Raw genomic sequence first — 26,336 nt, 5'->3', positions numbered from 1 at the left:
TTTTTAAGAACTTAAAGATAAAATAAAATATGCCAATACCTATAGTAAATTCGATTGCTTCTTGGTTTTTAAAAAAACGATTTCATCAAATAGAATTGTTTTTAAAATACCCAAATGAAGTACAAAATGAATTACTATTAAACCTTATAGATATTGCAAAAGACACTGAAATTGGACGGCAGTACGACTTTGCATCTATTAAAAATTATAAAACTTTTGCCGAACGGGTTCCTATTAAAAATTATGATGGTTGGCAGGATGTTATTGAACGTTCCAGAAGAGGCGAGTCGAATATTTTTTGGCCAAGTCCCATAAAATGGTTTGCAAAATCTAGCGGTACCACTAGAGCAAAAAGTAAATTTATTCCGGTAAGTACAGAATCCCTCGAAGACTGCCATTATGCTGCTAGCAAAGATTTGTTGTGCATGTATCTTAACAACAATGAAGACTCGCAATTGTTTACTGGCAAAAGCTTACGCTTGGGCGGGAGTAAAGAATTGTATAAAGAAAACGGAACGGTCTTTGGAGATTTGTCGGCTATTTTGATTGATAATATGCCTTTTTGGGCAGAATTTAGTAGCACACCTAGTAGTAAAGTGTCGCTGATGAGTGATTGGGAGCATAAAATGCAAGCTATTGTAAACGAAACCATTAATGAGAATGTCACTAGTCTTGCAGGTGTCCCATCTTGGATGTTAGTATTGCTTAACAATGTGTTGGAATCAACAGGAAAACAAAGTTTACATGATATTTGGCCAAATCTAGAAGTTTATTTTCATGGCGGTGTAAGTTTTTCGCCTTACATAGATCAGTACAAGAAAATACTTCCTAAAAAGAGTTTTAAATATTATGAAATTTATAATGCTTCGGAAGGCTTTTTCGCTATTCAAGACCAAAACAATTCCAGTGAATTATTACTAATGCTTGATTACGGAATTTTTTATGAGTTCATCCCTATGGATATTTATGCGACTTCTGAAGAAAAAGCCATACCGCTTAACGAAGTAAAACTGAACCAAAATTACGCTGTCATTATTACTACTAATGCTGGTCTATGGCGCTATAAAATTGGTGACACTATACGATTTACATCCTTAAGTCCTTACAGAATAAAAGTTTCTGGTAGAACCAAACACCACATTAATGTTTTTGGCGAGGAACTTATTATTGAAAATGCAGAACATGCTTTAAAAAAAGTCTGCAAACGCACAAACGCAGAAATCGTAGATTTTACAGCAGCTCCCATTTTTATGGAGGGTAAAGAAAAAGGAGCTCATGAGTGGCTCATTGAATTTAAAACACCACCTAGTGATATCCATTATTTTAATGAATTGTTTGACAATGCTTTAAAATCTTTAAACTCTGATTACGAAGCCAAACGCTATAACAACATTACACTTAACAAACCTAAGATTAACATAGCTCGCACACACTTATTTCATGATTGGTTAAAACAAAATGACAAATTAGGTGGGCAACATAAAGTACCAAGACTTTCTAATACTCGTGATTATATGGATGATTTATTAAAACTAAATTCATAAAACATCTTATCCCAATTAACTAAAAAAGCAAAGAAGGCGTTTAGCTCCAAAAGATTTAGAAGAGGCTAAACCATTGGTAGACTACAAAACCAATTATTCTGATGACGATTTACAAGCTAACCGTAATATTTAATTTGTTATTGCAGATTACATTTTCATCGATTAAATGTCATGAAATCGACAAACAGTAATCTAAAAAGTTTTTAAACGAGTATTTCGTCTTATAATCTAAAAGGCAATAAAGAGCCATTGCACAACTACTTATTAAGTATACTTTTACACAAGTATTGAAACAGACATAAACATTTTTATATAGATATCCATTATTAATTAATTTCCATGAATAAAAAAAACCACACTAAATAGCGTGGTTTTTTTGTATATAAAATTCAAACTTTTTAAGAAACCGCTTTCAGTTTCTTTAAGGTTGTTTTTGTTAATTTATCTTCTGCGTAAACTTTTGTTACGTTCAGTTTTTTATCATTGCTACTTGGCAATTCAAACATGGCGTCGGTTAAAATTTCTTCGCAAAGCGAACGCAATCCTCTTGCCCCTAATTTATACTCAATAGCTCTACCAACAATAAAATCTAAAGCTCCATCGGTAATAGCAAAGTCGATATCGTCCATAGAAAACAATTTTTTATATTGTTTAATAATGGCGTTTTTAGGTTCTGTAAGAATGGCTCTTAACGTCTCTGCATCTAAAGGATCCATATATGTTAAGACTGGTAAACGGCCAATTATTTCTGGAATTAATCCAAAATCTTTTAAATCCTTTGGAATTATATACTGTAATAAATTACTCTGATCTACATTCTCATCAGACATAGAAGCACTATAACCAACCGCTTGCATGTTTAATCGTTTTGAAATATGCCTTTCAATACCATCAAAAGCACCACCTGCTATAAATAAAATATTTTCGGTGTTAACTTCAATGAATTTTTGGTCAGGGTGTTTACGTCCTCCTTTTGGTGGAACGTTTACAACTGTTCCTTCTAAAAGCTTTAATAAAGCTTGCTGAACACCTTCACCAGACACATCGCGTGTAATGGAAGGATTATCACTTTTTCGAGCTATTTTATCAATTTCATCAATAAAAACAATTCCTTTTTCAGCTTTTTCTAAATTATAATCTGCAGCTTGGAGTAATCTGGTTAAAATACTTTCTACATCTTCACCTACATAACCTGCTTCTGTTAAAACCGTAGCATCAACAATGGCTAGAGGTACATTCAGCATTTTAGCAATGGTTTTAGCCATTAAGGTTTTACCTGTTCCTGTTTGCCCAACCATAATGATATTACTCTTTTGAATTTCAATATCATCTTTGGTTGTTGGTTGTAATAATCTTTTATAGTGATTATAAACGGCAACGGACATAACCTTTTTAGTCATGCTTTGCCCTATAATATACTCATCTAAGAATGTTTTAATCTGTTGTGGCTTACGAAGTTTTAATTCTGCAGATAAATCGCTACTATCACTTTGTTTTGATTCTTCAACAACAATACCATGAGCTTGCTCTATACATCTATCACATATATGAGCATCTAATCCTGCTATCAATAAATTCGTTTCAGGTTTTTTCCTACCACAAAACGAACATTCTAGTTCTTCTTTTGCCATTAATCTTATCTATTTTGAAAGTAAAATATTATAAATCCCTCTATAACAATTGTTTAAAATTACAAATTTTTATTTAATTACGCACTAAAATCTCATCAATCATACCGTATTCTTTCGCCTTATCAGCTTTCATCCAGTAATCTCTATCACTATCTTCATATACTTTGTCGTATTCTTGACCAGAATGCTTACTTATGATCTTATATAGCTCTTCCTTTAAAATTAAAATCTCTCTTGCTGTAATTTCTATATCACTGGCTTGTCCTTGCGCACCTCCTAATGGTTGGTGAATCATAACACGCGAATGGGTTAAACCACTTCGTTTTCCTTTTGCTCCAGCACATAATAAAACTGCACCCATTGATGCTGCCATACCAGTACATATTGTTGCTACATCTGGTTTTATAAACTGCATGGTATCATAAATCCCTAAACCCGCATATACACTTCCACCAGGAGAATTGATATAAATCTGAATGTCTTTATTAGCATCTGTGCTTTCCAAAAACAATAATTGAGCTTGTACAATATTAGCGACTTGATCATTAATGCCTTGTCCTAAAAAAATGATTCTGTCCATCATTAAACGCGAAAACACGTCAAAAACAGCAATATTCATTTGACGCTCTTCAATAATATTTGGCGTTAAATTGCTTGGATACATACTACTAATAATTTTGTTATAATATGTACTGCTAATTCCTTGATCTTTTATCGCGAATTTCTCAAATTCCTTTGCGTAATCCATAGTCTATTTATATTTATTTAGATTAAAACCCTGACTTACATTAAGGCGGATCCTAACCTGTTTTATTAAGATTTATTTTTTGAATAAAAAGGCGCTTAAATCTATAGATTTAAGCGCCTAAATATAAGCAATTATTCTTTATTTATTTGTCACCATAAACTTCTTTAACAAAGTTTTCGTAACTTAATTCTTTAACCTTAATATTTGCTTTTTCTTTATAAACAGATAATAGTTTCTGACTAACTAACTGCTCTGAAATACGACGTGCCTCATCTTGGTTTGATAATACACGCGCAGCGATATCATCCAACTCCTTATCTGAAGGATTCATTTGACCAAATTGAGCCATTTGCCCTTTAATCATTTCTCTTGCATGATTTTTAATATCGTCCATAGTAACCTGAACATCGTTATCTGTAATCAATTTACCTTCAATTAATTGGTAACGTAAACTTTTTTCAGACTTCTCGTATTCATCTCTTGCTTGGTCCGCATCCATTTCTTGCTCACCTGCAGTTTGCATCCATTTTGTTAGGAATTCTGCTGGTAAATCAAATTTTGTGTTCTCTACCAAATACTCAGTAACATCATTGAGAAACTTTTGATCTGCTTGTTGCACAAATTGTTTTTCAGCGTCTTCTTTTATTTTAGATTTTAATTCTGTTACAGAAGTTACTTCGTCCTTTCCAAAAAGTTTATCAAACAATTCTTGATCTAAATCTGCTAATTCACGGTTATTAATTTCAGTAATCGTGAAGTTTACTTCAACATCCAAACCATGAACATCATCATGGCTTAATTTTAATGCGTGCATTAAATCATGCTCGTCATCAAAAAGCCCTTTTGTTTTTAATGTAATTACATCACCCGCTTTAGCTCCAATAAATTGTTTAGCTGTAGACTTTCCTTTAAATTTATCTAAAGTTAAAGTTACTGTGTTATCAATCTCTTTTTCTTCGTTAGTGTAAGCTCCTGTAATTTCGCTGTCTTTTTCAACAGTATCTTGAGATACTAATTTCCCGTATTGTTTTTGAATACGTTCAATTTGTTCATTTATCATTTTATCATCAGCGACAATATTATACTGCGTGATGGCTTTTTTACTTTTTAAATTAACTTCAAATTCTGGCGCTAAACCTAGTTCGAATTCAAAAGAAAAACCTTCAGCATCCCAATCAATTTCATCTTGAGTTTTTGGTAATGGTTGTCCAAGAACATCTAACTTCTCTTCAGTTAAATATTTATTTAATGCATCTTGTAAAAGTTTGTTAACCTCATCAACTAAAACAGCTTTTCCGTATTGCTTTTTAACCATACCCATTGGCACATGTCCTTTTCTAAAACCTGGAATGTTTGCTGTTTTACGGTAATCTACTAAGATTTTTTCAACCTTATCGCTATAATCTTCTTTAGCGATATCTACTTTTACTACAGCATTTAATGCATCAACGTTTTCTCTTGTAATATTCATTTTAAATTATATAAAGCCTTAAATCAGGCATTTAACAATAAAGTCTCTTTTAAAAACTTAAAAATTTTGCAACCAAAATCGGGATGCAAAAGTAATATATTTTTACATCCCAACAAAGTTTTTAATCGCTTGATTTATAATACCTTTTTATCCTTTTTTAAGAAAGACTGCAAAAACGATTGTAGTATAGATAATAAGATGCTAAATAAGATTGCCCACCAAATACTATCAACAGAAAATCCATTAATAAATTCATCAGCCAAAAGAATAATCAATCCATTTATTACTAACAAAAACAAGCCTAAAGTAATAATGGTTACCGGCAGGGTTAAAATGACTAAAAGTGGCTTTACTAAAAGGTTTAGGATCGACAAGACTAGCGCCACAATTATTGCAGACATATAACCATCTACACTAACACCTGTTAGAATGTTTGCTAATGCAAATACTGCTAGAGCGTTTAATAATAATCTTAAAATTAAATTCATGGTTTTATATTTTGATTTATTAATTTATTGCTGGCTTTCTATTTTCTCTTTTATATGGTCACCTTTCATAATATAATGCCAAGATAAAGCCATTAGTTTATCGGCATGTTCCTTTAAAGAGGTTTCATCTATATAGTTTTTCTTTTTACTGATTAAATCAAAGGTTTCTATTTGCTTATCTTTAGGAAAATACAACAACTCGTTTGATGTTAGAATTTTGCAAAAACCAATGCCATATTTTATCTTTTCATCAAATAAAGACGTGCCAAAACTATAATACTCAAAACCTTCAGGAGCAATCATTTCAATGAGTGTTGGCATAATATCTATATGACTTCCGGGTGTTGTATTAACTTGTTTTTGAACCGATTTACCATATACAACAAACGGGACCGAAGATTTTTCATATAGACTGGGTTGATGATTAATAAACCGTCTGCCATAGTGGTCGCCAGTAAAGCAAAATACACTTTCAGGATATCTATTTTCTGCCTTGGTTACAAAATCACCTATGGCCTTGTCACTATACCATAAATGACCTAAGGCGTCTAAAGTCATGCCATTATCGTAATATTTTGAAACCTCTTTGGGAAAATCATCTATAGTTTTATAAGGAAACCCTTTACTATAAACATCAACCGTATAAGGTGGATGGTAACTGGTCGTTAAAATAACATTCAAAGAATACTTAGTTGTATCCGTGTTTTTTAAAACCATGTTAAACAATACTTCGTCTTCAACCCCCCAACTTCCAGAGGCCAAACCACCTTCTACGTCTACTCCAGAAAAACTTCGTTCAACGCCATTATAGGTAGTAAATTCTCCTATTTTTTGCCATGAAAGAAACCCACCATAATAAAAATTAATCTCGTAACCCAGTTTTTTGAATTGATTAAATATAGAGGTTTTAAAAGGCTCATTTATAGCGCCTAATGTGCCAATGTTAACACCACAATACGGAACATTTGTTGTTATAGACCCAAAGGAATTGAATGTAGAATTTGAAGCTGGAATAAAGTTGGTGAAATTTGTGCCTTTTTTAGCTAAACTATTTAGATTTGATGACAAGTTAAATGGCAGGTACTTTTCCATTAGAGGCCAAGAGTCATAACTCTCCATAATCACTAAAAAGATTTGCTTAGGTTTTTCTATAGTTGCCCCTTTTGCCTTTTTTAATAGGACATCGGTAATTTTTTCCTGAGTAAATAAATTTTCAAAGTCACCATTAGGCATAAACGGATTGTTGCCATCCAATAGATTTAAATCATTAAAATCTTTTATAGCATATTTAAGAGACCTAAATGGATTAACGACCGTCTTGTTTAAGAATTCGTCTTTAGACACACCAGCCCATTTTCTAATAGCTGGAACGGTAGATGCCGAACCTCTAATCCCTATTACAAACAGCAATAGCGTTACAAGTATGATAACAAATTGACTGCCTTTAAAATGTATTTTGGAAAGCTTACTGTTTATAAAATTTTTATTTTCAAAAGCTTTAAAAATTAATATCCCTACAGCTATAATTACAATTAGTGAGATTAGATTCAATATGGGATTGAAATCTTCTACAACCGTTTTAAGCACAGCTTTTTGGTCATCATACAAAGCTAAAAACATAAAATTATTGAACTGATTGTTGTACTCTTTAAAGTAGTTAATACTAACCACACAAATTATGGTTGAAAGTATGACAAACAAGTATTGTAGAACTTTTCTAGTTGTTTTTATGGCATTAAAAAGATTAAAAGGAGATAAAACCAATAGGAGAAGAAACGGAATGATAATAAAGTAAGCAACGGCAGTACAATCAAATTTAAAACCAGCAAACAACACTTTTGCTATTTCATTAAAACCAGCTGCATGACTCATTTTTTCTTGAAAAACCGCAATAAAAATGACTCTAAAAACGGTAAAGAATAATACTCCAAAAAACCAAAAAAAGAAAAGATTGCTTAGTTCTTTAATAAATTTACCCCACTTAGTGTTTGATTGCATCACAGTTGTTTTATGCAAAGATAGAATTATTATTATTTTTAACACACCTTTTAGGCTTGCTTAGACCCTAAGAAATACATTAAAAAATCATTTAACAAACGCTATCACAGCCTCAAAAAAGGCCTTTGGGTTTTCAGCATGCAACCAATGTCCTGAGTTGGAAATGGTAATAATTTCAGCTTTTGGAAAATGGTTTGAAATAATTCTTTCATCTTCAACACCTATATATTCTGAGCGGTCTCCACGTAAAAACAGCGTTTCATTTTCAAATCTTGAATAACTAGGCAATGCTTCTCCTATTTCTGCAACTTCTTCTTTTAAAACATCCAGATTTATTCTTAAGGCAAGCCTTCCATTTTCAATCCAGTATAAGTTTTTAAGTAGAAATTGACGCGTGCCTAAATCTGACACATAACCACTTAAAACCTTATCGGCCTCACCTCTAGTTTTTATGGCGTCAAAATCTAATTCACTCAATCCTTCTAAAATAGCGTCATGATGAATTGGATAAAAACGTGGCGAAATATCTGCAATTATTAATTTAGAAACTAATTCTGGATTTTCCGCCGCAAATAACATGGCTGTTTTTCCTCCCATGGAATGACCCAACAGAACAATATCAGATAAACTATGTTCATCACAATATTGCTTTAAATCTTCAGCAAGTACTTCATAATTAAACTCATTATGACGAAAACTTCGACCATGATTGCGTTGGTCTACTAAATGCACCTGAAATCCCTGTTCACTAAATTGACTACCTAGTGTTTTCCAATTATCACTCATTCCTAAAAAACCATGTAGAATCACAAATGGTTTTCCTTCGCCAATAATGTTTGAATGTAATATCATAATTTCAATTTATGTAAATACATTTGAATAACGTTCTCTACACCTAAATATAAACTTTCAGCAATTAAAGCATGCCCAATTGATACTTCTAGTAAATTCGGGATTTCATCTTTAAAAAATTTGATGTTATCTAAAGACAAGTCATGCCCTGCATTAATACCTAAATCTAATTTATTTGCCAATTCTGCACTTTCTACATAAGGCTTTATAGCGTCGGGATTTCCTAAACCGTATTGATGAGCAAAGGCTTCTGTATATAATTCAATCCTATCTGTTCCAGTAGCTTTTGCACCTTCAATTTGCTTTAAAACGGGATCCACAAAAATTGAAGTTCTAATACCGTTATTTTTAAACTCCTTGATGACATCAACCAAAAAACCCTTATGCTTTATAGTGTCCCAACCTGCATTACTTGTAATCGCATCAACCGCATCTGGCACCAATGTAACCTGAGTTGGCTTGACTTCTAAAACCAATTTAACAAAAGAATCTACAGGATTGCCTTCAATGTTATATTCTGTATAAACCTCTGGTTTTAAATCTCTAGCATCTTGATAACGTATGTGCCGCTCATCTGGTCTTGGATGAATGGTTACACCTTCGGCACCAAAACGCTGTACATCTTTTGCAAATTGGACTACATTCGGCACATCGCCACCTCTTGAGTTCCTTAACGTGGCAATCTTATTAATATTAACACTTAACTTAGTCATAAATCCATTTTTAAAATAGAACAAATTTGAATTTTTTGACATTGGCTAAAAAATTCTTCTTTTAAATTCATAATTCATCTTTTTATCACTTCATAACTACGCTATGAAATTCAAGAAATTTTTCATAAGAATTCAAAACCTAAAATTTTCGCTTCAAAGCAAAAAGTTCAAATTTGTTCGGCAAAAATACAAAGTAGAATGAGCATACATACTATTTTTTGATTAATTTGCAACTCTATTTAAAATGCGCTATGAAACTTTCAGAATTTATTCTAAATGATATAAAACCACTTAATAGTAAAAGCAAAATACGCGATTTGCAATTACTATTTAATCAACTCACATTTTCTCATATACCTATTAATGACGATAACAAAACCTATTTAGGGTGTTATTCTGAAACTGATGCACATTGTTTTGAAAGTGATAAAACCTTAAATGAATATCAACATTCCATTGAAACTTTCTTTGTCCGCGACAACACACTTTTATTAGATGTTCTGGAAGCTTTTGCTTTAAATTCAACTAACATCATGCCTGTTTTAAATGACCAAAACGACTATTTAGGCTATTATGAACTTAATGATATTATTAGCTTATTTGGCGAATCTCCGTTTTTTGCCGAAACTGGCGGGCTTTTGGTAGTTGAAAAGAGCATTAATGACTATTCTTTTAGTGAGATTAGCCAAATTGTAGAATCCAACGACGGTAAACTTCTTGGGGCATTCATTTCGAAACAGAATAATGATTTAGTTCAAGTAACTCTAAAAATTAGTAATACCGGGCTTAATGAAATTATACAAACTTTTCGCAGATATAGTTATAATATAGTTTCCGGCCACGAGGAAGACAGCTATATTGAAAGCTTAAAAGAGCGTTCGGATTATTTGAAGAAATATTTAAACATGTAATACCAATTTAATTTTAAAAATGGCAAACAGAAAACGAAGTTGCTTTTTTGTTATATAAAGTCGTGATTGATTTGCACAACTTAATTTACGGAAATCCTGAACAAGGAAATAGAATAAAAAATGAAGACGATTGAATACGCTATTTTAACATTAAACTACTATAATCTATGAAGGTTGCTATTTTTGGGCGTTTTTATAACGAAACCACATCAATTTCGGTAGAAACACTTTTCAATTATTTGTTGAAAAAAGATTTTGACGCATATATTGAAACCGAATTCTCGAATCTTATTAAAAGTGAATCACAGAACGAAAAAGATTATTCGTCATTTAAAACCTTCAAAACTTTAGATAATTCCTTTGATTTATTAGTGAGTATTGGTGGCGATGGCACCATTTTAAGAGCCATAACATTTGTAAAAGATTTAGATATTCCTATAATTGGAATCAATACTGGACGTTTAGGTTTTTTAGCAACCATTCAAATCAATCAAATTGAAAAGGCTATTCAAGATATTATCGATGGTAATTATGAAATTTCTGAACGCAGCTTACTTTCTGTAGAAACATCTCCTAAAAATGAGGATATTATATCATTAAATTTCGCATTAAATGAAATAGCCGTAAGCAGAAAAAACACCACATCTATGATTACGGTTGAAACCTATTTAGATGGCGAATACCTAACCTCGTATTGGAGTGATGGATTAATAGTTTCCACACCAACAGGCTCAACAGGATATTCATTGAGTTGCGGCGGCCCAGTAATTACACCAGGAGCAGGAAGCTTTGCACTAACCCCCATTGCCCCGCATAATTTAAGTGCGCGACCTTTAATAATCCCTGATTCTACCGAAATACAATTAAAAGTCGACGGTCGTGAAGAACAGCATTTAGTATCATTAGATTCCAGAATTGCTACTTTAGATAATGGCACTATAATAAAAATCAAAAAAGCTGATTTTAAAATCAAAATGATTGATTTACTTGGCGAAAGCTTTTTGGTAACACTTCGCAAAAAGCTCCTTTGGGGCGAAGACAAGCGCAATTAACCAGCATTATTCATGGTTTATCATAACGAAAAATCATAACACCAATAATGTAGATTAAACAATAATTCAAAAGAAAAACTGTTTTACACAGATACTGTTTACTTGAAATTGTAACAGTCAAATCTTATACCAATTACTATTTGAATTTATTGTAAAATAAAATGATGTTTTTTTTTATATGAAAACAGAAAAATAAAGCATAGCCTAAGTTACGGTTTCTTTTTCTGATGCAATAGAAAGGGAAAAAGGGCGTTTTATTACAGTAAACTTAAATGGTGAGTGGTATTATTATTATATTTGCAAACTTTTGAATATTTATGAGGCATTTAACCATATTGATATTAAGCATTTTAAGTATACATTTAAGCTACTCTCAAATTAACGAAATTGGCGTTTTTGTAGGAGGAAGCAATTTTATTGGAGATGTGGGTGCAACAAATTATATATCGCCTAACCAATTGGCCATTGGAGGTATTTATAAATGGAATAGAAGTAGAAGACACTCCTATAGAGCCTCTTTAATTTTCAGTGAATTAGAAGGTATTGATATAAATTCAGACGACCCAAGACGTATTCAAAGAGGTTATGAGTTCTCAAGTAAAATCATGGAAGTTTCATTAGGCATGGAATTTACATTTATGGATTTCAACTTACACTCTGGCGAAAAAATAGGAACACCCTACCTATATACAGGTATAAGTGTAACAAATCATGATAATCATTATTTTTTCAATAATACACAAACCTCCGAAAACAACTCTAGTTGGGCTTATGGGATCCCAATGGCATTAGGCTTTAAAACAAATTTTTTAGAAAGTTTGATTTTAGGTATTGAAATTGGCGCACGATATACGTTTTCAGATGAATTGGACGGAAGTATCCCAGATGGTAAGTTTAGACAGCAATTCCGATTTGGAAACATAAATAATAATGATTGGTATGTGTTTTCGGGCATAACGCTAACATACACTTTTGGAGAAAACCCTTGCTATTGCGTAAATTAACATGGATTTAAAAGACAGCATACATATTAAATCATTACCAAAACACATTGCCATTATTATGGATGGTAATGGGCGTTGGGCCAAACAAAAAGGGATGCTACGTGCTTTTGGCCATGAAAATGGCACAAAATCGGTAAAACAAACGGTTGAAGCTTGTGCAGAACTTGGCATTGAAAACCTAACGCTTTATGCATTTTCGACAGAAAACTGGAACAGGCCAAAACTAGAAGTACAAACCCTAATGAAACTTTTAGTGTCTTCATTAAAAAAAGAAATAAAAACGCTTCAAGACAACAACATTAAACTGGCCGCAATTGGCAATTTAAACTCACTTCCAAAAAAAGTTTATCAAGAGCTTTTTGAAGTCATAGAGAATACCAAGCAAAATACTAGAATGACTTTAACGTTGGCTTTAAGCTACGGTTCTAGAGAAGAAATACTAAATACTGTTAAAGAGATTAGCATTAAAGTTAAAAATAATATAATTTCGCCCGAAAATATTGAAGAATCAATTATAAATGAGCATCTTTACACGCGAAATTTGCCAGATGTAGATTTACTGATTAGAACAAGTGGGGAGCAGCGCATTAGTAACTTTTTGCTATGGCAAATTGCTTATGCCGAATTGTATTTTACAAGTGTTTTATGGCCAGATTTTACGAAGCAGCATTTGTATGAAGCTATTATTGAATATCAAAAAAGAGAACGACGATTTGGGAAAACAAGTGAACAACTTAGTTAATATTTTACCTAAAATAACATACTTAAAGCACTGCATAGCAATATTACTTTTTGCTTACAGCTTTACTATTCAAGCACAAGATTTAGAATATAGTAGTGGTAAAAAATACACCTTAGGTGAGGTTTCAGTTTCCGGAAACACATCGTTTAGTGAACAAACTATAATCGCATATTCTGGATTAAGAAAAGGAAAGGAAATGACCATTCCTGGTGAAGACATTAGTAACGCCATAAAAAAACTTTGGAACTCAAAATTATTTAGTGACATTGAAGTTTACATTACAAAAATAGAAGACGATGTAGCCTACTTACAAATTAGACTATCGGATTTACCCCAACTTAACGAACTAAAGATCAATGGTGTAAAAAAAGGTAAAAAAGAAGGCATCATTAAAGACAATAAACTAAAAAAAGGTGTAAAAGTTACTGAGAACCTCATCACTACAACCAAAAATTTTCTAACCAAAAAATACCAGAAACAAGGGTTCTATAATTCCAAAATACACATTAACACTATAGAGGTTAAAGATTCTATTGAAACTGCTCGTGTTAATATGGTCCTAAATATTGATAAAGGCGAAAAAGTCAAAATTAAAGACATTGCATTTAGTGGCAACAGCGTTTTAAGTGATAAAAAGCTTAGAAAAAGTATGAAAAGCACTAAGAAAATTAACCGTCTTAGAATATTAAAACGTTCTAAGTTTATCGATTCTGCTTATCAAGCAGATTTGGGACATGTAATGGACGCCTACAAAGAAAATGGTTATAGAGATGCTAGAATTTTATCCGATAGCATCATTGTTAATAATGATAAAACCATATCCTTAAAAATAGACGTTAATGAAGGCGAGCAATATACCTTTGGTGATATTACTTTTATTGGAAACACGGTTTATTCAAACGAGCAATTAAGTAGGCTATTACGTATTAGAAAAGGAGATACTTATAATGGTATTTTATTACAGAAGCGAATTGCAGACGATTCTAAACCTGACGCTTTCGACATCACAAATCAATATCAAAACAACGGGTATTTATTCTCTAGCATTAACCCTGTAGAAGTGAGTGCAGATAACAATGTTATCGATATGGAAATTAGAATTTCCGAAGGTAAACCCGCATATTTCAATAGTGTTAGTGTTGTTGGAAACGACAAAACCAATGACCATGTTATATACCGAGAAATACGTACACGCCCTGGACAATTATACAGTAAAGCCAATGTAGTTCGTACTGTTAGAGAACTTGGTCAACTAGGATTTTTTGATGCTCAAGAAATATCACCAAACTTCAACAATCCAAACCCTGTTGAAGGCACCATAGATATGGAATACGCTGTTAAAGAAACAGGATCTAGCCAAATTGAATTACAAGGTGGTTATGGTGGTGGTGGTTTTATAGGAACTTTAGGGTTATCATTCAATAACTTTTCTATAAAAGATATCTTTAAAAAAGATGCCTATAAACCAATCCCTATGGGCGACGGGCAAAAACTAGCTTTGCGTTTGCAAGCCAGTCGTTTTTATCAAACTTATAGCTTTTCATTTTCCGAGCCTTGGCTAGGAGGTAAACGCCCAGTACAGTTTTCAACATCTTTATCACACACCAAACAGTTTCTATACAATCCGGCAACAAGGAATGCCGATAAAAGTAGAAGTTTCAATATTACAGGAATTACATTTGGTTTAGCAAAACGACTATCCGTTCCAGATGATTATTTTACATTATCTCAAGCTATAAGTTATCAACGTTATGATTTAAACAACTATAACACCGGTCTATTTACATTTGGAGACGGTTTTTCAAACAACTTATCATATACCGTAGGGCTAAGTAGAAACAATACTAGTGTTGATCCAATTTTTCCAACAGGAGGGTCGAGTTTTGGAATTACAGCTAAATTTTCATTTCCTTATTCTTTACTTAATGGGGTTGATTATGATGCGCTTAAAGCGGAACGAGATGAAAACACTCGTACAAGAAGCGATGTTAATAGTACACCTTTACAAGTCTCGGACGCACAAACAAGAATTGCAGAAATAGACCAAGAACGCTATAAGTGGTTAGAGTTTTATAAAGTAAGCTTTAAAGGGGATTGGTACACCCAAATTGTAAAAAACTTAGTATTGAGGCCAAGTGTAGAATTTGGTTTTTTAGGTGCTTATAATAATGCCAGAGGTGTTATTCCTTTCGAGCGTTTCTTTGTTGGCGGCGATGGTTTAGGCAACTATAGTTTAGATGGCAGAGAATCCATTCAACTGCGTGGATACCCAAATCAATCTTTATCAGATCAAGATGGGGGCACCATTTATAATAAATACTCTTTAGAACTTCGTTATCCAATTACCTTAAAAGCATCCGCTAAAATTTATGCATTAGGGTTTTTAGAAGGTGGATCATCACACAATAGTTTTAGAGACTTTAACCCATTTAATATCAATCGTTCGGCAGGTGTAGGTATTCGTATTTTTATGCCGGCATTTGGTTTATTAGGTATTGATTTTGGCCATGGATTTGACGCTTTACCAGGTCAGACCGAAAAACATGGTTGGGAAACGCACTTCATCATTGGACAACAGTTTTAAGCATAAAAATTACTTTGGCACGATATTTTCTAATGACACATTGATGATTTGCAAGAAGAATTAAAATTTTTAAGATTAAAATTCGTTAATTTTGAAGAATATGATTCAAAGAGGCAGAAAAAAATCATCTGTCGTTTTAGAGTTTATGAGTCATAAATTATAAAATATAAAACAGATGAAAAATAACGTTCTTTTTTTACTGACATTAGTTTTTATGCTAAGCTTATCTACTTACGCACAACGTGGTGTAAGAATTGCTTATATAGACACGGAGTATATTTTAGAGAATGTGCCTGAATATCAAGAAGCCACAGCGCAATTAGAGGGTAAAGCTCAGAAATGGAAAAATGAGATTCAAGCTAAATTGACGGTTGTTGAGCAAAAACGAAAGGATTTAAGCAATGAAAAAGCCCTTTTAACAAACGAGCTTATTGATGAGCGTGAGGAAGACATTACTTTTGAAGAAAATGAAATCTTAGATTATCAACAAAAACGTTTTGGACCAAATGGCGATTTGTTCATTCAGAAAAAACAGTTGATGCAACCTATACAAGATCAAATATTTGCGGCAGTTCAAGATATGGCAACAGGCAGAAAATATGATTTTATTTTTGATAAATCATCGGATGCTGTGATGTTGTTTTCAGCAAAACAGTTTGATCTAAGCGAACAAATATTAAGGAGTATTACCAGAACATCAAAACGTAAGCAAGCACAATCAAAATCAGAACGTAAAGCGGCTGAAAAGGAGGAATTAATTCCTGAGATAAATGAAGATTTAGAGGCTAGAGAAAAAGCTTTAGAAGAAAAGAAAGCAGAAAGAGAAAGTGCTATTGAAAAAGCTAGAAAAGAAAAACTAGCAGCCCGTGAAGCTAAAGTTAAAGCTGCAGCAGAAAAGCGCCAAAAAACAATAGATGATAGAGAAAAAGCCAAACAAGCAAAACTAGATGCTAGAACCAAAACAACAGAGGCTGTAAAAGGTGAAAGCGAAACCTTAAAAACGGAGGACACAAAACCAGAAGGCGAAACAAAAACAAAAGCCCAGCTTATTGAGGAAAATAGACAAAAGAAATTAGCTGAAAGAGCGGCAAGGAAAAAAGAACTAGAAGATCGGAAAAAGAAAATTTTAGAAGACCGACAAAAAGCAAAAGACAGTTTAAACAAAAACAATTAATAATTTATAACACAATTAATACTATTTAAAATGAAACAATTCAAAACTCTTTTATTAGCAACTGCATTATGCCTTGGAACAATAGGTTTTACACAAGCACAAAGCAAAATTGCACATATAAACACCCAAGAATTAATAGCGGCAATGCCAGCAGCAAAAACTGCTCAAGCAGAGATTGAAGCTTTAGGGAAAACATATCAAACGGATATTCAAGCATCTATTACGGAGTACCAAAATACGGTAAAGCAATATGAAGCTGAAGCGTCTACAAAAACAGATGAAGAAAATCAAAAAAGAGGTTTAGAGTTGCAAGAAAAGCAACAACGTATTCAACAGTTTAGAGCTGATGCTCAAAAAGACTTAGCTCAAAAAGAAGCTGAATTGTTTAAACCTATTCAAGAAGCAGCCATGAAAGCTATAAACGAAGTTGCAAAAGCACAAGGTTATCAATATGTTATCGATAGAGCGACGTTGATTGTAGCTGATGGAAAAGATATTTTAGCTGATGTAAAAAAACAAATGGGCATCTAATATTAGATCTTAAATAAAATATACTTAAAGCTGTCTTTTACGAGACAGCTTTTTTTATTGGCGAAACTTATCTTAAACATGACCAAAAAAATTTAGAATGTTATACCAATTCTGCATAGAAATTATTGTAAAAGAAAATGATGATTTTTTCTTTATACGAAATAGAAAAATAAAGCATAGCCATAGTTACGGTTTCTTTTTATTTTGATGTAGAAAGGAAGAAAGGGCGTTTTATTGCGGTAATTTCCATGCAGAATTGGTATTAGTTGAACCAATCCCAATTTTTAGCGGGAACTCATAAAGTATTCCGATTGAAATATTTACTTTTATATGAATTTATAATTTAATGAGTAAACAACCTATTGGTATTTTCGATTCTGGTGTTGGAGGCACATCCATTTGGAAAGAAATCCATGCCCTTTTGCCAAATGAAAACACCATCTATTTAGCCGATAGTGCCAATGCGCCTTATGGCCCAAAAGGTAAAGATGCCATTATAGATTTAAGTATTAAAAACACCGAATATTTACTTAGCAAAGGTTGTAAGCTTATTGTAGTGGCTTGTAATACTGCAACGACCAATGCCATAGATTATCTCAGAAACACTTATAAAGTCCCTTTTATAGGCATAGAACCCGCTATAAAACCTGCAGCTTTACAAACTAAAACAAATGCCATTGGTATTTTAGCAACCAAAGGCACACTAAGTAGCGAACTATTTTCTAAAACTTCAACCCGATTTGCTAGCAACATTAAAGTTGTCGAACAAATTGGTGATGGTATCGTTGAATATATTGAAAGCGGCCAATTATATTCTGAGGATATGAAATCGCTTTTAAGAGGGTATTTAAAACCTATGATGGATGCCAATATTGATTATTTGGTTTTAGGCTGCACCCACTACCCTTATGTCATACCACTGCTTACGGACTTGTTACCAAACCAAGTAAAAATTATAGATTCTGGTGAAGCCGTTGCTAGACAAACAAAAGTTGTTTTAGAACGCAATAATCTATTGAACACGGATCGTATTAAGCCTGAAACTGAGTTTTATACTAACGGGAAACCAGAAGTTATGACTTCACTTTTAGGTAAATATTTTGATGTTAAATATCTAGATTTTTAATAGAAGATTTCCAGAATCCGGAATCTTTTAATATAAATACCCAGTAGAAAACTCCCTAGAATCTTTTGTTTACCGTTGTAAGAAAAATTAATTACATTTACGAGATAACAACGACAAAAAACTTATCATATCCTGACTTATTTACGGGATATGAAACATACTAGTAGTTCTATGAGATGTTAGCAGCAATTTAAAATTGTTCCATACTGAATGGAATTCGATTTTAAAAAGAATTTAAGTGTATTATTTTTAAATAGATGAGAAATATCGGCAGCTCTGATGTCACATCTGAAGTAGCTTGCGTTTAAAGAATCATGTATTTGTAAAAAAAATACTATCTTTATAATTCTAATCACTTATAACCAATAACCTAATTACAATGAATAATATTTATTTAAGTATTGTATTTGGCCTGTTATTTATCTCGTCTTTTTCTCAGGAGGTTGACTTAAGTTGGGCAAATTCATTTGGAGGAACATCTGGAGATCATAGTCAATCTATGGCGAATGATCAATCTGGAAACATTTATACGACAGGTTTTTTTAACAATACAGTAGATTTTGACCCAAGTCCATCAACTTACGAACTAACTTCTAATGGCAATTCTGATATATTTGTTCAAAAATTAGATTCAAATGGAAATTTTATCTGGGCTATAGCTATAGGAGGATCATCAAGTGATGAAGGCTATGGAATTTCAACTGATGTATCTGGAAATATATTCATAACTGGAGGTTTTAACCTAACGGTAGATTTTGATCATGGCCCAGGCATACAAAATTTAACAAGTAACGGTAGTGATGATATTTTTATTCTCAAATTAAATTCTAATGGAGATTTTTTGTGGGTTAAATCTGTTGGCGGAACTGCAAATGATCAAGGAAGGGCAATAGTAACAGACACTTCGGGAAATATATATTTAACAGGGTATTATCAAGGAGAGGTAGATTTTAATCCAGGAGCAGGAGTTTTTACGCTAAATTATGATAATGGAGATGAAGCATTTATATTAAAATTAGATGCTAACGGTGATTTCTTATGGGCAAATGAAATTACTGACCCTAAGTTCGCTCAGGGGTATGCAATACAAATTGATATTTTAGGAAATGTGTTAGTAACAGGAACCCTTAGTGCCGGAAGTGTTACTTTTATTAAAAAGTTAGATGAAAATGGAAACACTTTATGGTATAAAACCGTAAATGGAGAATCTACAAATAAAGGTTATTCCATAATAACAGACACTTCAAGCAATGTATATGTAACAGGTGTTTATCAACTAACTACAGATTTTGATCCAAGCGCAGGGATTTTTAATTTAACTTCTCTTGGTTATACAGATATCTTTATTTTAAAATTAAATTCTAATGGAGATTTTTTGTGGGTTAAATCTATGGGAGAAAACTCTAGTGATTCAGGTGAAGAAATTATTATTGATAACTCTGGTTATATATATGTTACAGGTACTTTTGAGGGCACTGTAGATTTCGATCCCAGTGGAAATATTTTTAATTTAACTTCTAATGGAGGAAGAGATCTTTTTATTCAAAAATTAGATGAAAATGGAAATTTTGTTTGGGCCACTTCTATTGGTGGCACTGGATCCGAATACCCTAGAGGTTTTTTAATTAACACCTCAGGTTCTTTATACTTAACTGGTATTTTTCAAAACACAGTTGATTTTGATCCTACTGGAAGTATTTTTAATTTAACTTCTAATGGTAGTTTAGATATATTTAATATTGAGTTAGGCCAAACATCATTAGGACTTGAAGAATCAACATTAATTAGTGATGTTATAATATTCCCTAATCCATTTCAAAACGTTATAAATATTAAATTAAGAAATCATAATGAGGTGTCTGTAAAAATGTTTAATGTTAATGGGCAATTGATCTTTAATGAAAATAATATCAATACTAAAAATTATCAATTTAGTTTTGACGGAGTAAAAGGTTTTTATTTAATTGAGGTTAATTTTCAAGGTAAGAAACAACATTTTAAGCTTATTAAACAGTAAATAATATCGTATTCCATGTATGCTTAAGAATTAGTTTAAGTCAATTGTGAAGAATTCATTTAGAAGATTCGAAAGAAAATTGATTGATAGTATAATAAATAAAAGCAGCTAACAATATATAAAAAAATTACTCATTTTAGGCTATACAAAAGGTCGTTTTACATTTGCTACGTCTTAGTTTCCTTCGGAAAATCTTCGCACACAAACAAACAACAAACCATATACAAAACCGTTGGCAGTAACCTAAAAAAACTACCATCCATTCAAAAAAAGGAGATTAAAAATGAGAAAAATAATATTGATTTTTGCATTACTTACAATTCGATGTAATATCTCTTTCGGACAAATAATAGATGTGCATATGCATAGCTACACTGAAAAAGACTTTTGGGTTGGTACAGCACGAAACGGTCTTGAATCAAGCAGAACAGCGAAAGAAACACTTGAACAAACCATCCAAAAAATGAATGAGCATGATATTGAATATGCAGTTGTTTGTGGCTCAATCGAAAGTTTAGAACTCTATACCAAAACGGACAAAAGATTTATTCCAGGATATCAAGACAGCGAGGAAGAACTAATTCCTATTGAGAAATTTGAGGAATATGTAAAATCCGGAAAAATAAAAGTCTTTGGAGAAGTAATGGCAGTTTACAAAGGAAAAACACTTACTGATCCTATTTATCAGCCATATTTAGCTATTTGCGAAAAATACGGGGTGCCCGTTGGCTATCATTCGGGTGGTAGTTTCCCAAATGCACAACAGTTAGGATGGCCAAATTACAGAATAAGTCTTGGCGACCCGCTTTTGATTGAAGATGTTTTGGTAAAATATCCAAAACTAAAATTATATCTCATGCACGCTGGAGAAAACTTCTATGAAAACACATTGAGAATGATGGATGGATATCCTAACCTTCACGCAGATTTAGGTGTAGAAATGTGGTTACATCCTATGACTAAAGACTTCGCTGTAAAGTTTTTGAAATCCGCAAAAGATTATGGATTTCTGGATAGAGTAATGTTCGGTTCTGACCAAATGGTTTGGCCAGATGCAATTACGAATTCAATTGACTTTTTAAACGATTTAGACTTCTTAACAAAAGAAGAAAAAGAAATGATATTCTATAAAAATGCAAAGAATTTTTTGAGTATAGAAGAATAATTTTATACTAAAAAAGGCAACTGCCGTATAAAATTTATTGCTTCGTTCTAGCCTACTTAAAAAAAGCCTCACGAATTCTATTCGATTTGTATTTGCTAATTTAGTTACTAAACACGCAACGAAATCATACACAAACACGTTAGCCACAAGCTAAAAAACAACAATAATAGAGCTAAACATGGCACTAAAAGAATTAAAAAAGGAACTAAACCAAATGGACAAAACTGAAATCATTAAACTGATTTCGGAACTGTATAAAAAAATCCCAGAGGCAAAAAATTACTTGGACATTTTCGCAACTGGAGAGATTAGACAACTGACAGAAAAATATAAAAAAGAAATTGAAAGATATATTTATCCAAATGGTAGAAATATGGATTTGCGCGAGACTGAGGCTCGAAAAATAATTCGTTCAGTCCGTAAAATGAAAATTACAGAACTAAATATTGAATTGGAATTACATTATGTAAGCTGCTGTCTAGAAATTATTGAAGATTTTGGATATTGGGACGAGAATTATTATTTAGCATTAGGAAAAATGTTTGACAACGCAATAAATGGAATTTCGGAACTTGGAATGGAAGATAAATATAACGAGAAAGTAATATTTTTATCTTCAAAAGCCAGTGAATATGGAATTGAATTAGAGTATTAACGAAACAGCAATGAACTATCTTTAGTTTATAACAGAAAGCCCCACCAACAGAGAGGCAGATTATGCCAATTCAAAAAAACAAAAGTTGTTGTTAAAAAAGTATAGAATTATGTATCTAATTTTATCATTAATCGTAATATTGCAATAAATTAATAAAGAGCAAAATGGGATTAGCCAAAACCGAAATGTTTACCGACCAACAAAATCAAATTGCTCTTTTTGCAAAAGTCTTTGGACATCCTGCAAGAGTGGCCATTTTACAACAACTCTTTAAAATAGACGCTTGCTATTGTGGAGATTTGGTAAACGAAATCGGACTTGCTCAACCAACAATTTCGCAACATTTAAAAGAACTGAAACATTTGGGACTAATCAAAGGAAACGTTGAAGGCACAAGCGTTTGCTATTGCATCAACACCGAAAATTGGACTACAATGAAGGAAACTATGTTGCAGTTTCTAAATCAAGATATGTCTAACAAAGCGGATTGCTGTTAAAAAATCCCACCAATTAATCGTATAATCACAATAAAAAAATATGATAACAACCAAAACAACGCTATTTAAAGAAATAGAAAATCTAATCAAAATTTTAAAGCCCGAAACAATTTCAAAAGAACGTAAAACTGTTTTACAACCGCTAACTGATTTTATTCAATCAAAAGTTTCAAATAATCAAGAAATTAGAATTAACTTTATCTGCACTCATAATTCACGAAGAAGTCATTTATCACAAGTTTGGGCTCAAACAATGGCAAATTACTTCAATATTAAAAACGTATTTTGCTATTCGGGTGGAACAGAGGCAACAGCACTTTTCCCAATGGTTGCAGAAACTTTACAAAATTCAGGTTTTCAGATAAAAACGATTTCAAAAAACGAGAACCCAATTTACAGTATTAAATATTCCGACAATGCGCATCCCATAATCGGATTTTCAAAAAAATTAGACGACGATTTCAACCCAAAATCTGAATTTGCAGCAATTATGACTTGCGATTCAGCAAATGAAGCGTGTCCATTTGTTCCAGGTGCAGAAAAACGCATTCCAATAACTTTTGAAGACCCAAAAGCATTTGACAACACACCACAACAAGCAGAGAAATACAATGAACGAAGTCTGCAAATTGCAACTGAATTATTTTACGTTTTCTCTCAAATAAACTCTTAAAAAATGGCGACAAAAAAATTAAGTTTTCTTGACAGAAATCTAACACTTTGGATTTTTGTTGCCATGGCATTTGGCGTTGGACTTGGATATTTTATTCCAACATTTCCTAATATCATAAACTCATTTAGTAGCGGAACCACTAATATTCCGATTGCCATCGGCTTGATTTTAATGATGTACCCACCTTTAGCAAAGGTCAATTATTCATTGTTACCAAAAGTTTTTAGAAACACAAAAATCCTTTCCATTTCACTTATTCTAAATTGGATAATTGGTCCCGTTTTAATGTTTGTTTTAGCCATTACATTTTTACGTGATTATCCCGAATATATGGTCGGACTAATTTTAATTGGTTTGGCTCGTTGTATTGCAATGGTTTTGGTATGGAACGACCTTGCAGAAGGAAGTAGCGAATATGGAGCAGGTTTGGTTGCTTTAAATAGTATTTTTCAAGTGTTTGCATACAGTTTTTATGCTTGGATTTTTATAACCGTTCTTCCGCCCTATTTTGGTTTTGAAGGCGCTATTGTAGATATTTCAATCGGTACAATTGCAGAAAGTGTTGCCATTTATTTAGGTATTCCATTTGTGATGGGCATATTGAGCAGACTAATTTTGGTTAAACTAAAAGGAGAAGATTGGTACACACAAAAATTTATTCCCACAATTTCACCAATGACATTAATTGCGCTGTTATTTACAATTGTAGTTATGTTCTCATTGAAAGGAGAATTGATTGTGGAAATCCCAATGGACGTTCTGATTATTGCAGTTCCTTTACTTGTCTATTTTACGTTAATGTTTATCATTGGATTTTTCTTTACTAAAGCAACAGGAGCAGCATATGACAAGACAGCTTCAGTAGCTTTTACAGCAGCAGGAAATAATTTTGAATTAGCGATTGCAGTTGCAATTGCCGTTTTCGGACTGAATTCTGGACAAGCATTTGCAGGAGTAATTGGCCCTTTAGTTGAAGTTCCTGCATTGATTTTATTGGTTCGTGTTTCCTTTTGGTTGCGGAAAAAATATTATGGAAAAGCACACGCTTAAAGCCATACACATTTGTAATCGTACCAACCAACGCTACGCAAAAATTGTAAAAGCGTATATCTTTAGCTATGCTAAATCCAAACTTTATTCTTTAAACCAACTGGAGTATTTTATATAATTATCGGCAATACGGTTAATTTCTCCCGAAATTAATGCTTCGCTAATATCTTTAACTTTTTTAGCGGGAACACCGGCATAAATACTTCCTGCCTCTACCCGAGTGTTTTTTGTAACCACTGCACCTGCGGCAATAATGCTGTTACTCTCTACCACACAATCGTCCATGATTATACTGCCCATACCAACCAATACATTATCTTGAATGGTGCAGCCATGTACAATGGCATTATGTCCAATAGAAACATTATTACCAATATTAGTGGGCGATTTTAGGTAGGTTGCATGTATAACCGCACCGTCTTGAATATTGACTTTGTTGCCCATTTTAATGTAATTAACATCGCCACGAACTACGGCGCTAAACCATACGCTGCATTGGTTTCCCATGGCAACATCGCCAACCACTACGGCATTTTCGGCTATAAAACAATCATCTGGTATTTGGGGAGACTTTCCGTTTACTGGTTTTATTATTGGCATAAATTATTCCTTTGAAAAAAGAAATCTCTTTAAATATTAGACTCCTTTATGTTATTGTTAATGTTTTTTTCTTGCTTCGCTCGAAAATCGTTTTATTAATCGTAAAATTAATAATTTTATCCCGATTTGTGGGATTCCCTCGCGATAGCTATTGGGATTAACGGGAAACGACAAAATTAGTTATTTAAAATACGATAATATTTGTGATTTTTTTGAAGCGGAAACCATAATTTCTTTTCCATTATTCAGCAAGACACTTTAACCTTTTACTTTTTTATTTTTTACAACTTCATTAACGTTGACCATATATGATTTATGTACGTGTGCAAAACTTGAATCGTTCAGAGCTTCGTCAAAATACTTTAGGGTTTTACTAACTACTTTCTTTTACTGTTATTGAGATATAGTTCGGTGTAATTATCATCTGCTTTACAATATAGAATATCTGAGGTATTTATTATTTCGAATCCGTCTAACTGCTGAATGGTTGTTTTTCCATTTACTGTATTTGTTTTTGGAACAAGTACTTGGTCTTGAAGCGCATCTTCTTTCATTTTCATTTCTGTTACATAATCGACTGCTTTTATAAGTTCGTCTATAGAAATGGGTTTCATTAAATAATACGATGCATGGGCGTTTAACGCATCCATAGCATAATGGTTATAAGCGGTTACGAAAATGGTTTCTTCGTCTTCGACTATTATTGACCTTGGTTTCATATTTATAAGTTTGAAGCTCGAAGCAAACTTCGTACATCCAACTCCTAACTTTTTTTAATCATTCTTCAATGTTACAACTACCTTTGTTCCTGCATCCTCTTCATCTTGAAAATCGTCAATGAACACATCAACTTTATCGTTATACATATCATTTAAAATTGAGACACGCTTTTTAATATTACCCATCCCTTTTGAATTTTCTCTTCCTATACCATCATCTGTAATGGTAATGTGAAAAAAATCCAAGAACTTAATACGAAACGCAGATATTACATTTTAAAACATAAAAAAGAAGATGCAAACGGTTTAGAAAATGCTATGACAAAGGCCATTAAAGAACAGGCTAAAAAGAAACAATATACTTCAAATTAAAAAGATAAATTTTATCGTA

General features: G+C 32.5%; 25 protein-coding genes and 1 pseudogene. 16 read left to right on the top strand and 10 right to left on the bottom strand.

The genetic code is table 11. The annotated features are described in order from the left end of the window. The first annotated feature begins 29 nt into the window (after positions 1 to 29). A complete protein-coding gene (locus tag ABD935_RS04110) occupies positions 30 to 1,544 on the top strand; it encodes a GH3 auxin-responsive promoter family protein (protein WP_345190348.1) in 1,515 nt (504 codons plus the stop codon). A 398-nt stretch (positions 1,545 to 1,942) separates the two neighbouring features. On the opposite strand, the gene clpX is transcribed toward ABD935_RS04110, so the two are convergent. The 7 genes from clpX to ABD935_RS04075 form a co-directional block, all read right to left on the bottom strand. Continuing rightward, entirely contained in the window at positions 1,943 to 3,175 is a 1,233-nt protein-coding gene (gene clpX / locus ABD935_RS04105) for an ATP-dependent Clp protease ATP-binding subunit ClpX (RefSeq protein ID WP_345190347.1), read from the bottom strand. A 73-nt stretch (positions 3,176 to 3,248) separates the two neighbouring features. Next, positions 3,249 to 3,923: an ATP-dependent Clp endopeptidase proteolytic subunit ClpP gene (gene clpP / locus ABD935_RS04100; RefSeq protein WP_345190346.1), complete on the bottom strand. Its 675-nt coding sequence runs from the start codon at positions 3,921 to 3,923 to the stop codon at positions 3,249 to 3,251. Positions 3,924 to 4,065: 142 nt separating this feature from the next. After that, the gene (tig, locus tag ABD935_RS04095) at positions 4,066 to 5,394 is read right to left on the bottom strand and encodes a trigger factor (RefSeq protein ID WP_345190344.1); all 1,329 of its coding nucleotides are present in this window, start codon (positions 5,392 to 5,394) and stop codon (positions 4,066 to 4,068) included. 134 nt (positions 5,395 to 5,528) lie between these two features. Next, positions 5,529 to 5,882 carry a phage holin family protein gene (locus ABD935_RS04090; protein WP_345190342.1) on the bottom strand — a complete coding sequence of 118 codons (354 nt, stop codon included), beginning with the start codon at positions 5,880 to 5,882 and terminating at the stop codon, positions 5,529 to 5,531. Positions 5,883 to 5,906: 24 nt separating this feature from the next. Continuing rightward, on the bottom strand, positions 5,907 to 7,880 hold the full coding sequence (locus ABD935_RS04085) for an LTA synthase family protein (protein WP_345190339.1): 1,974 nt from the start codon (positions 7,878 to 7,880) through the stop codon (positions 5,907 to 5,909). A gap of 87 nt (positions 7,881 to 7,967) precedes the next feature. After that, positions 7,968 to 8,732 carry an alpha/beta fold hydrolase gene (locus tag ABD935_RS04080; RefSeq protein ID WP_345190338.1) on the bottom strand — a complete coding sequence of 255 codons (765 nt, stop codon included), beginning with the start codon at positions 8,730 to 8,732 and terminating at the stop codon, positions 7,968 to 7,970. Then, a complete protein-coding gene (locus ABD935_RS04075) occupies positions 8,729 to 9,445 on the bottom strand; it encodes a pyridoxine 5'-phosphate synthase (protein ID WP_345190337.1) in 717 nt (238 codons plus the stop codon). The genes ABD935_RS04080 and ABD935_RS04075 overlap by 4 nt, the downstream gene beginning before the upstream one ends. A gap of 251 nt (positions 9,446 to 9,696) precedes the next feature. Here ABD935_RS04075 and ABD935_RS04070 point away from each other — a divergent pair, with 251 nt between their 5' ends. From ABD935_RS04070 to arsB, 14 genes are all read left to right on the top strand, one after another. Continuing rightward, positions 9,697 to 10,356 carry a CBS domain-containing protein gene (locus tag ABD935_RS04070; RefSeq protein ID WP_345190336.1) on the top strand — a complete coding sequence of 220 codons (660 nt, stop codon included), beginning with the start codon at positions 9,697 to 9,699 and terminating at the stop codon, positions 10,354 to 10,356. 167 nt (positions 10,357 to 10,523) lie between these two features. After that, entirely contained in the window at positions 10,524 to 11,408 is an 885-nt protein-coding gene (locus ABD935_RS04065) for an NAD kinase (protein WP_345190335.1), read from the top strand. A 317-nt stretch (positions 11,409 to 11,725) separates the two neighbouring features. Then, positions 11,726 to 12,412 (top strand): type IX secretion system protein PorG, encoded by a 687-nt coding sequence (porG, locus tag ABD935_RS04060; RefSeq protein ID WP_345190333.1) that lies wholly within the window; start codon positions 11,726 to 11,728, stop codon positions 12,410 to 12,412. Between the two features lies 1 nt (position 12,413). Further along, positions 12,414 to 13,154 (top strand): undecaprenyl pyrophosphate synthase, encoded by a 741-nt coding sequence (gene uppS / locus ABD935_RS04055; RefSeq protein ID WP_345190331.1) that lies wholly within the window; start codon positions 12,414 to 12,416, stop codon positions 13,152 to 13,154. Then, a complete protein-coding gene (locus ABD935_RS04050; protein WP_345190329.1) occupies positions 13,087 to 15,738 on the top strand; it encodes a BamA/OMP85 family outer membrane protein in 2,652 nt (883 codons plus the stop codon). Before uppS ends, ABD935_RS04050 begins: the two co-directional genes overlap by 68 nt. Positions 15,739 to 15,913: 175 nt before the next feature. Next, positions 15,914 to 16,912 (top strand): OmpH/Skp family outer membrane protein, encoded by a 999-nt coding sequence (locus ABD935_RS04045; protein WP_345190328.1) that lies wholly within the window; start codon positions 15,914 to 15,916, stop codon positions 16,910 to 16,912. A 30-nt stretch (positions 16,913 to 16,942) separates the two neighbouring features. Continuing rightward, positions 16,943 to 17,443 carry an OmpH/Skp family outer membrane protein gene (locus tag ABD935_RS04040; RefSeq protein ID WP_345190327.1) on the top strand — a complete coding sequence of 167 codons (501 nt, stop codon included), beginning with the start codon at positions 16,943 to 16,945 and terminating at the stop codon, positions 17,441 to 17,443. A gap of 346 nt (positions 17,444 to 17,789) precedes the next feature. Further along, complete coding sequence (murI, locus tag ABD935_RS04035) at positions 17,790 to 18,569, top strand: glutamate racemase (RefSeq protein WP_345190326.1); 780 nt, start codon at positions 17,790 to 17,792, stop codon at positions 18,567 to 18,569. 379 nt (positions 18,570 to 18,948) lie between these two features. Continuing rightward, positions 18,949 to 20,586, top strand: a complete 1,638-nt coding sequence (locus ABD935_RS04030; protein WP_345190324.1) for an SBBP repeat-containing protein — start codon at positions 18,949 to 18,951, stop codon at positions 20,584 to 20,586. 283 nt (positions 20,587 to 20,869) lie between these two features. Next, complete coding sequence (locus tag ABD935_RS04025) at positions 20,870 to 21,751, top strand: amidohydrolase family protein (protein WP_345190323.1); 882 nt, start codon at positions 20,870 to 20,872, stop codon at positions 21,749 to 21,751. Positions 21,752 to 21,929: 178 nt separating this feature from the next. Beyond that, the gene (locus ABD935_RS04020) at positions 21,930 to 22,406 is read left to right on the top strand and encodes a DUF6155 family protein (RefSeq protein WP_345190321.1); all 477 of its coding nucleotides are present in this window, start codon (positions 21,930 to 21,932) and stop codon (positions 22,404 to 22,406) included. A gap of 164 nt (positions 22,407 to 22,570) precedes the next feature. Continuing rightward, on the top strand, positions 22,571 to 22,903 hold the full coding sequence (locus ABD935_RS04015; protein ID WP_345190320.1) for an ArsR/SmtB family transcription factor: 333 nt from the start codon (positions 22,571 to 22,573) through the stop codon (positions 22,901 to 22,903). A 40-nt stretch (positions 22,904 to 22,943) separates the two neighbouring features. Beyond that, positions 22,944 to 23,576 (top strand): arsenate-mycothiol transferase ArsC, encoded by a 633-nt coding sequence (locus tag ABD935_RS04010; RefSeq protein WP_345190318.1) that lies wholly within the window; start codon positions 22,944 to 22,946, stop codon positions 23,574 to 23,576. Positions 23,577 to 23,579: 3 nt separating this feature from the next. Then, positions 23,580 to 24,626, top strand: coding sequence for an ACR3 family arsenite efflux transporter (gene arsB, locus ABD935_RS04005; RefSeq protein WP_345190317.1), 1,047 nt, complete (start codon positions 23,580 to 23,582; stop codon positions 24,624 to 24,626). An 84-nt stretch (positions 24,627 to 24,710) separates the two neighbouring features. Here the strand turns inward: arsB and ABD935_RS04000 are convergent, their stop codons facing one another. From ABD935_RS04000 to ABD935_RS03990, 3 genes and pseudogenes are all read right to left on the bottom strand, one after another. Then, positions 24,711 to 25,226, bottom strand: coding sequence for a gamma carbonic anhydrase family protein (locus ABD935_RS04000; RefSeq protein ID WP_345190316.1), 516 nt, complete (start codon positions 25,224 to 25,226; stop codon positions 24,711 to 24,713). 180 nt (positions 25,227 to 25,406) lie between these two features. Continuing rightward, positions 25,407 to 25,912, bottom strand: a pseudogene (locus ABD935_RS03995) (LytR/AlgR family response regulator transcription factor); the annotation flags it as partial. An 87-nt stretch (positions 25,913 to 25,999) separates the two neighbouring features. Continuing rightward, positions 26,000 to 26,191, bottom strand: coding sequence for a hypothetical protein (locus tag ABD935_RS03990; RefSeq protein ID WP_345190315.1), 192 nt, complete (start codon positions 26,189 to 26,191; stop codon positions 26,000 to 26,002). On the opposite strand from ABD935_RS03990, the gene ABD935_RS03985 reads away from it, so the two are divergent. After that, a complete protein-coding gene (locus ABD935_RS03985; RefSeq protein WP_345190313.1) occupies positions 26,177 to 26,317 on the top strand; it encodes a hypothetical protein in 141 nt (46 codons plus the stop codon). The two genes, ABD935_RS03990 and ABD935_RS03985, sit on opposite strands and share 15 nt — an antisense overlap. Positions 26,318 to 26,336 lie beyond the last annotated feature (19 nt).

Origin of the sequence: Algibacter agarivorans (assembly GCF_039543245.1) — a bacterium.
GTDB classification, from domain to species: Bacteria; Bacteroidota; Bacteroidia; order Flavobacteriales; family Flavobacteriaceae; genus Algibacter_G; species Algibacter_G agarivorans.
The sequence above is the reverse complement of the archived record's forward strand: the minus strand, read 5'-3'. Positions and strand labels throughout refer to the sequence as shown.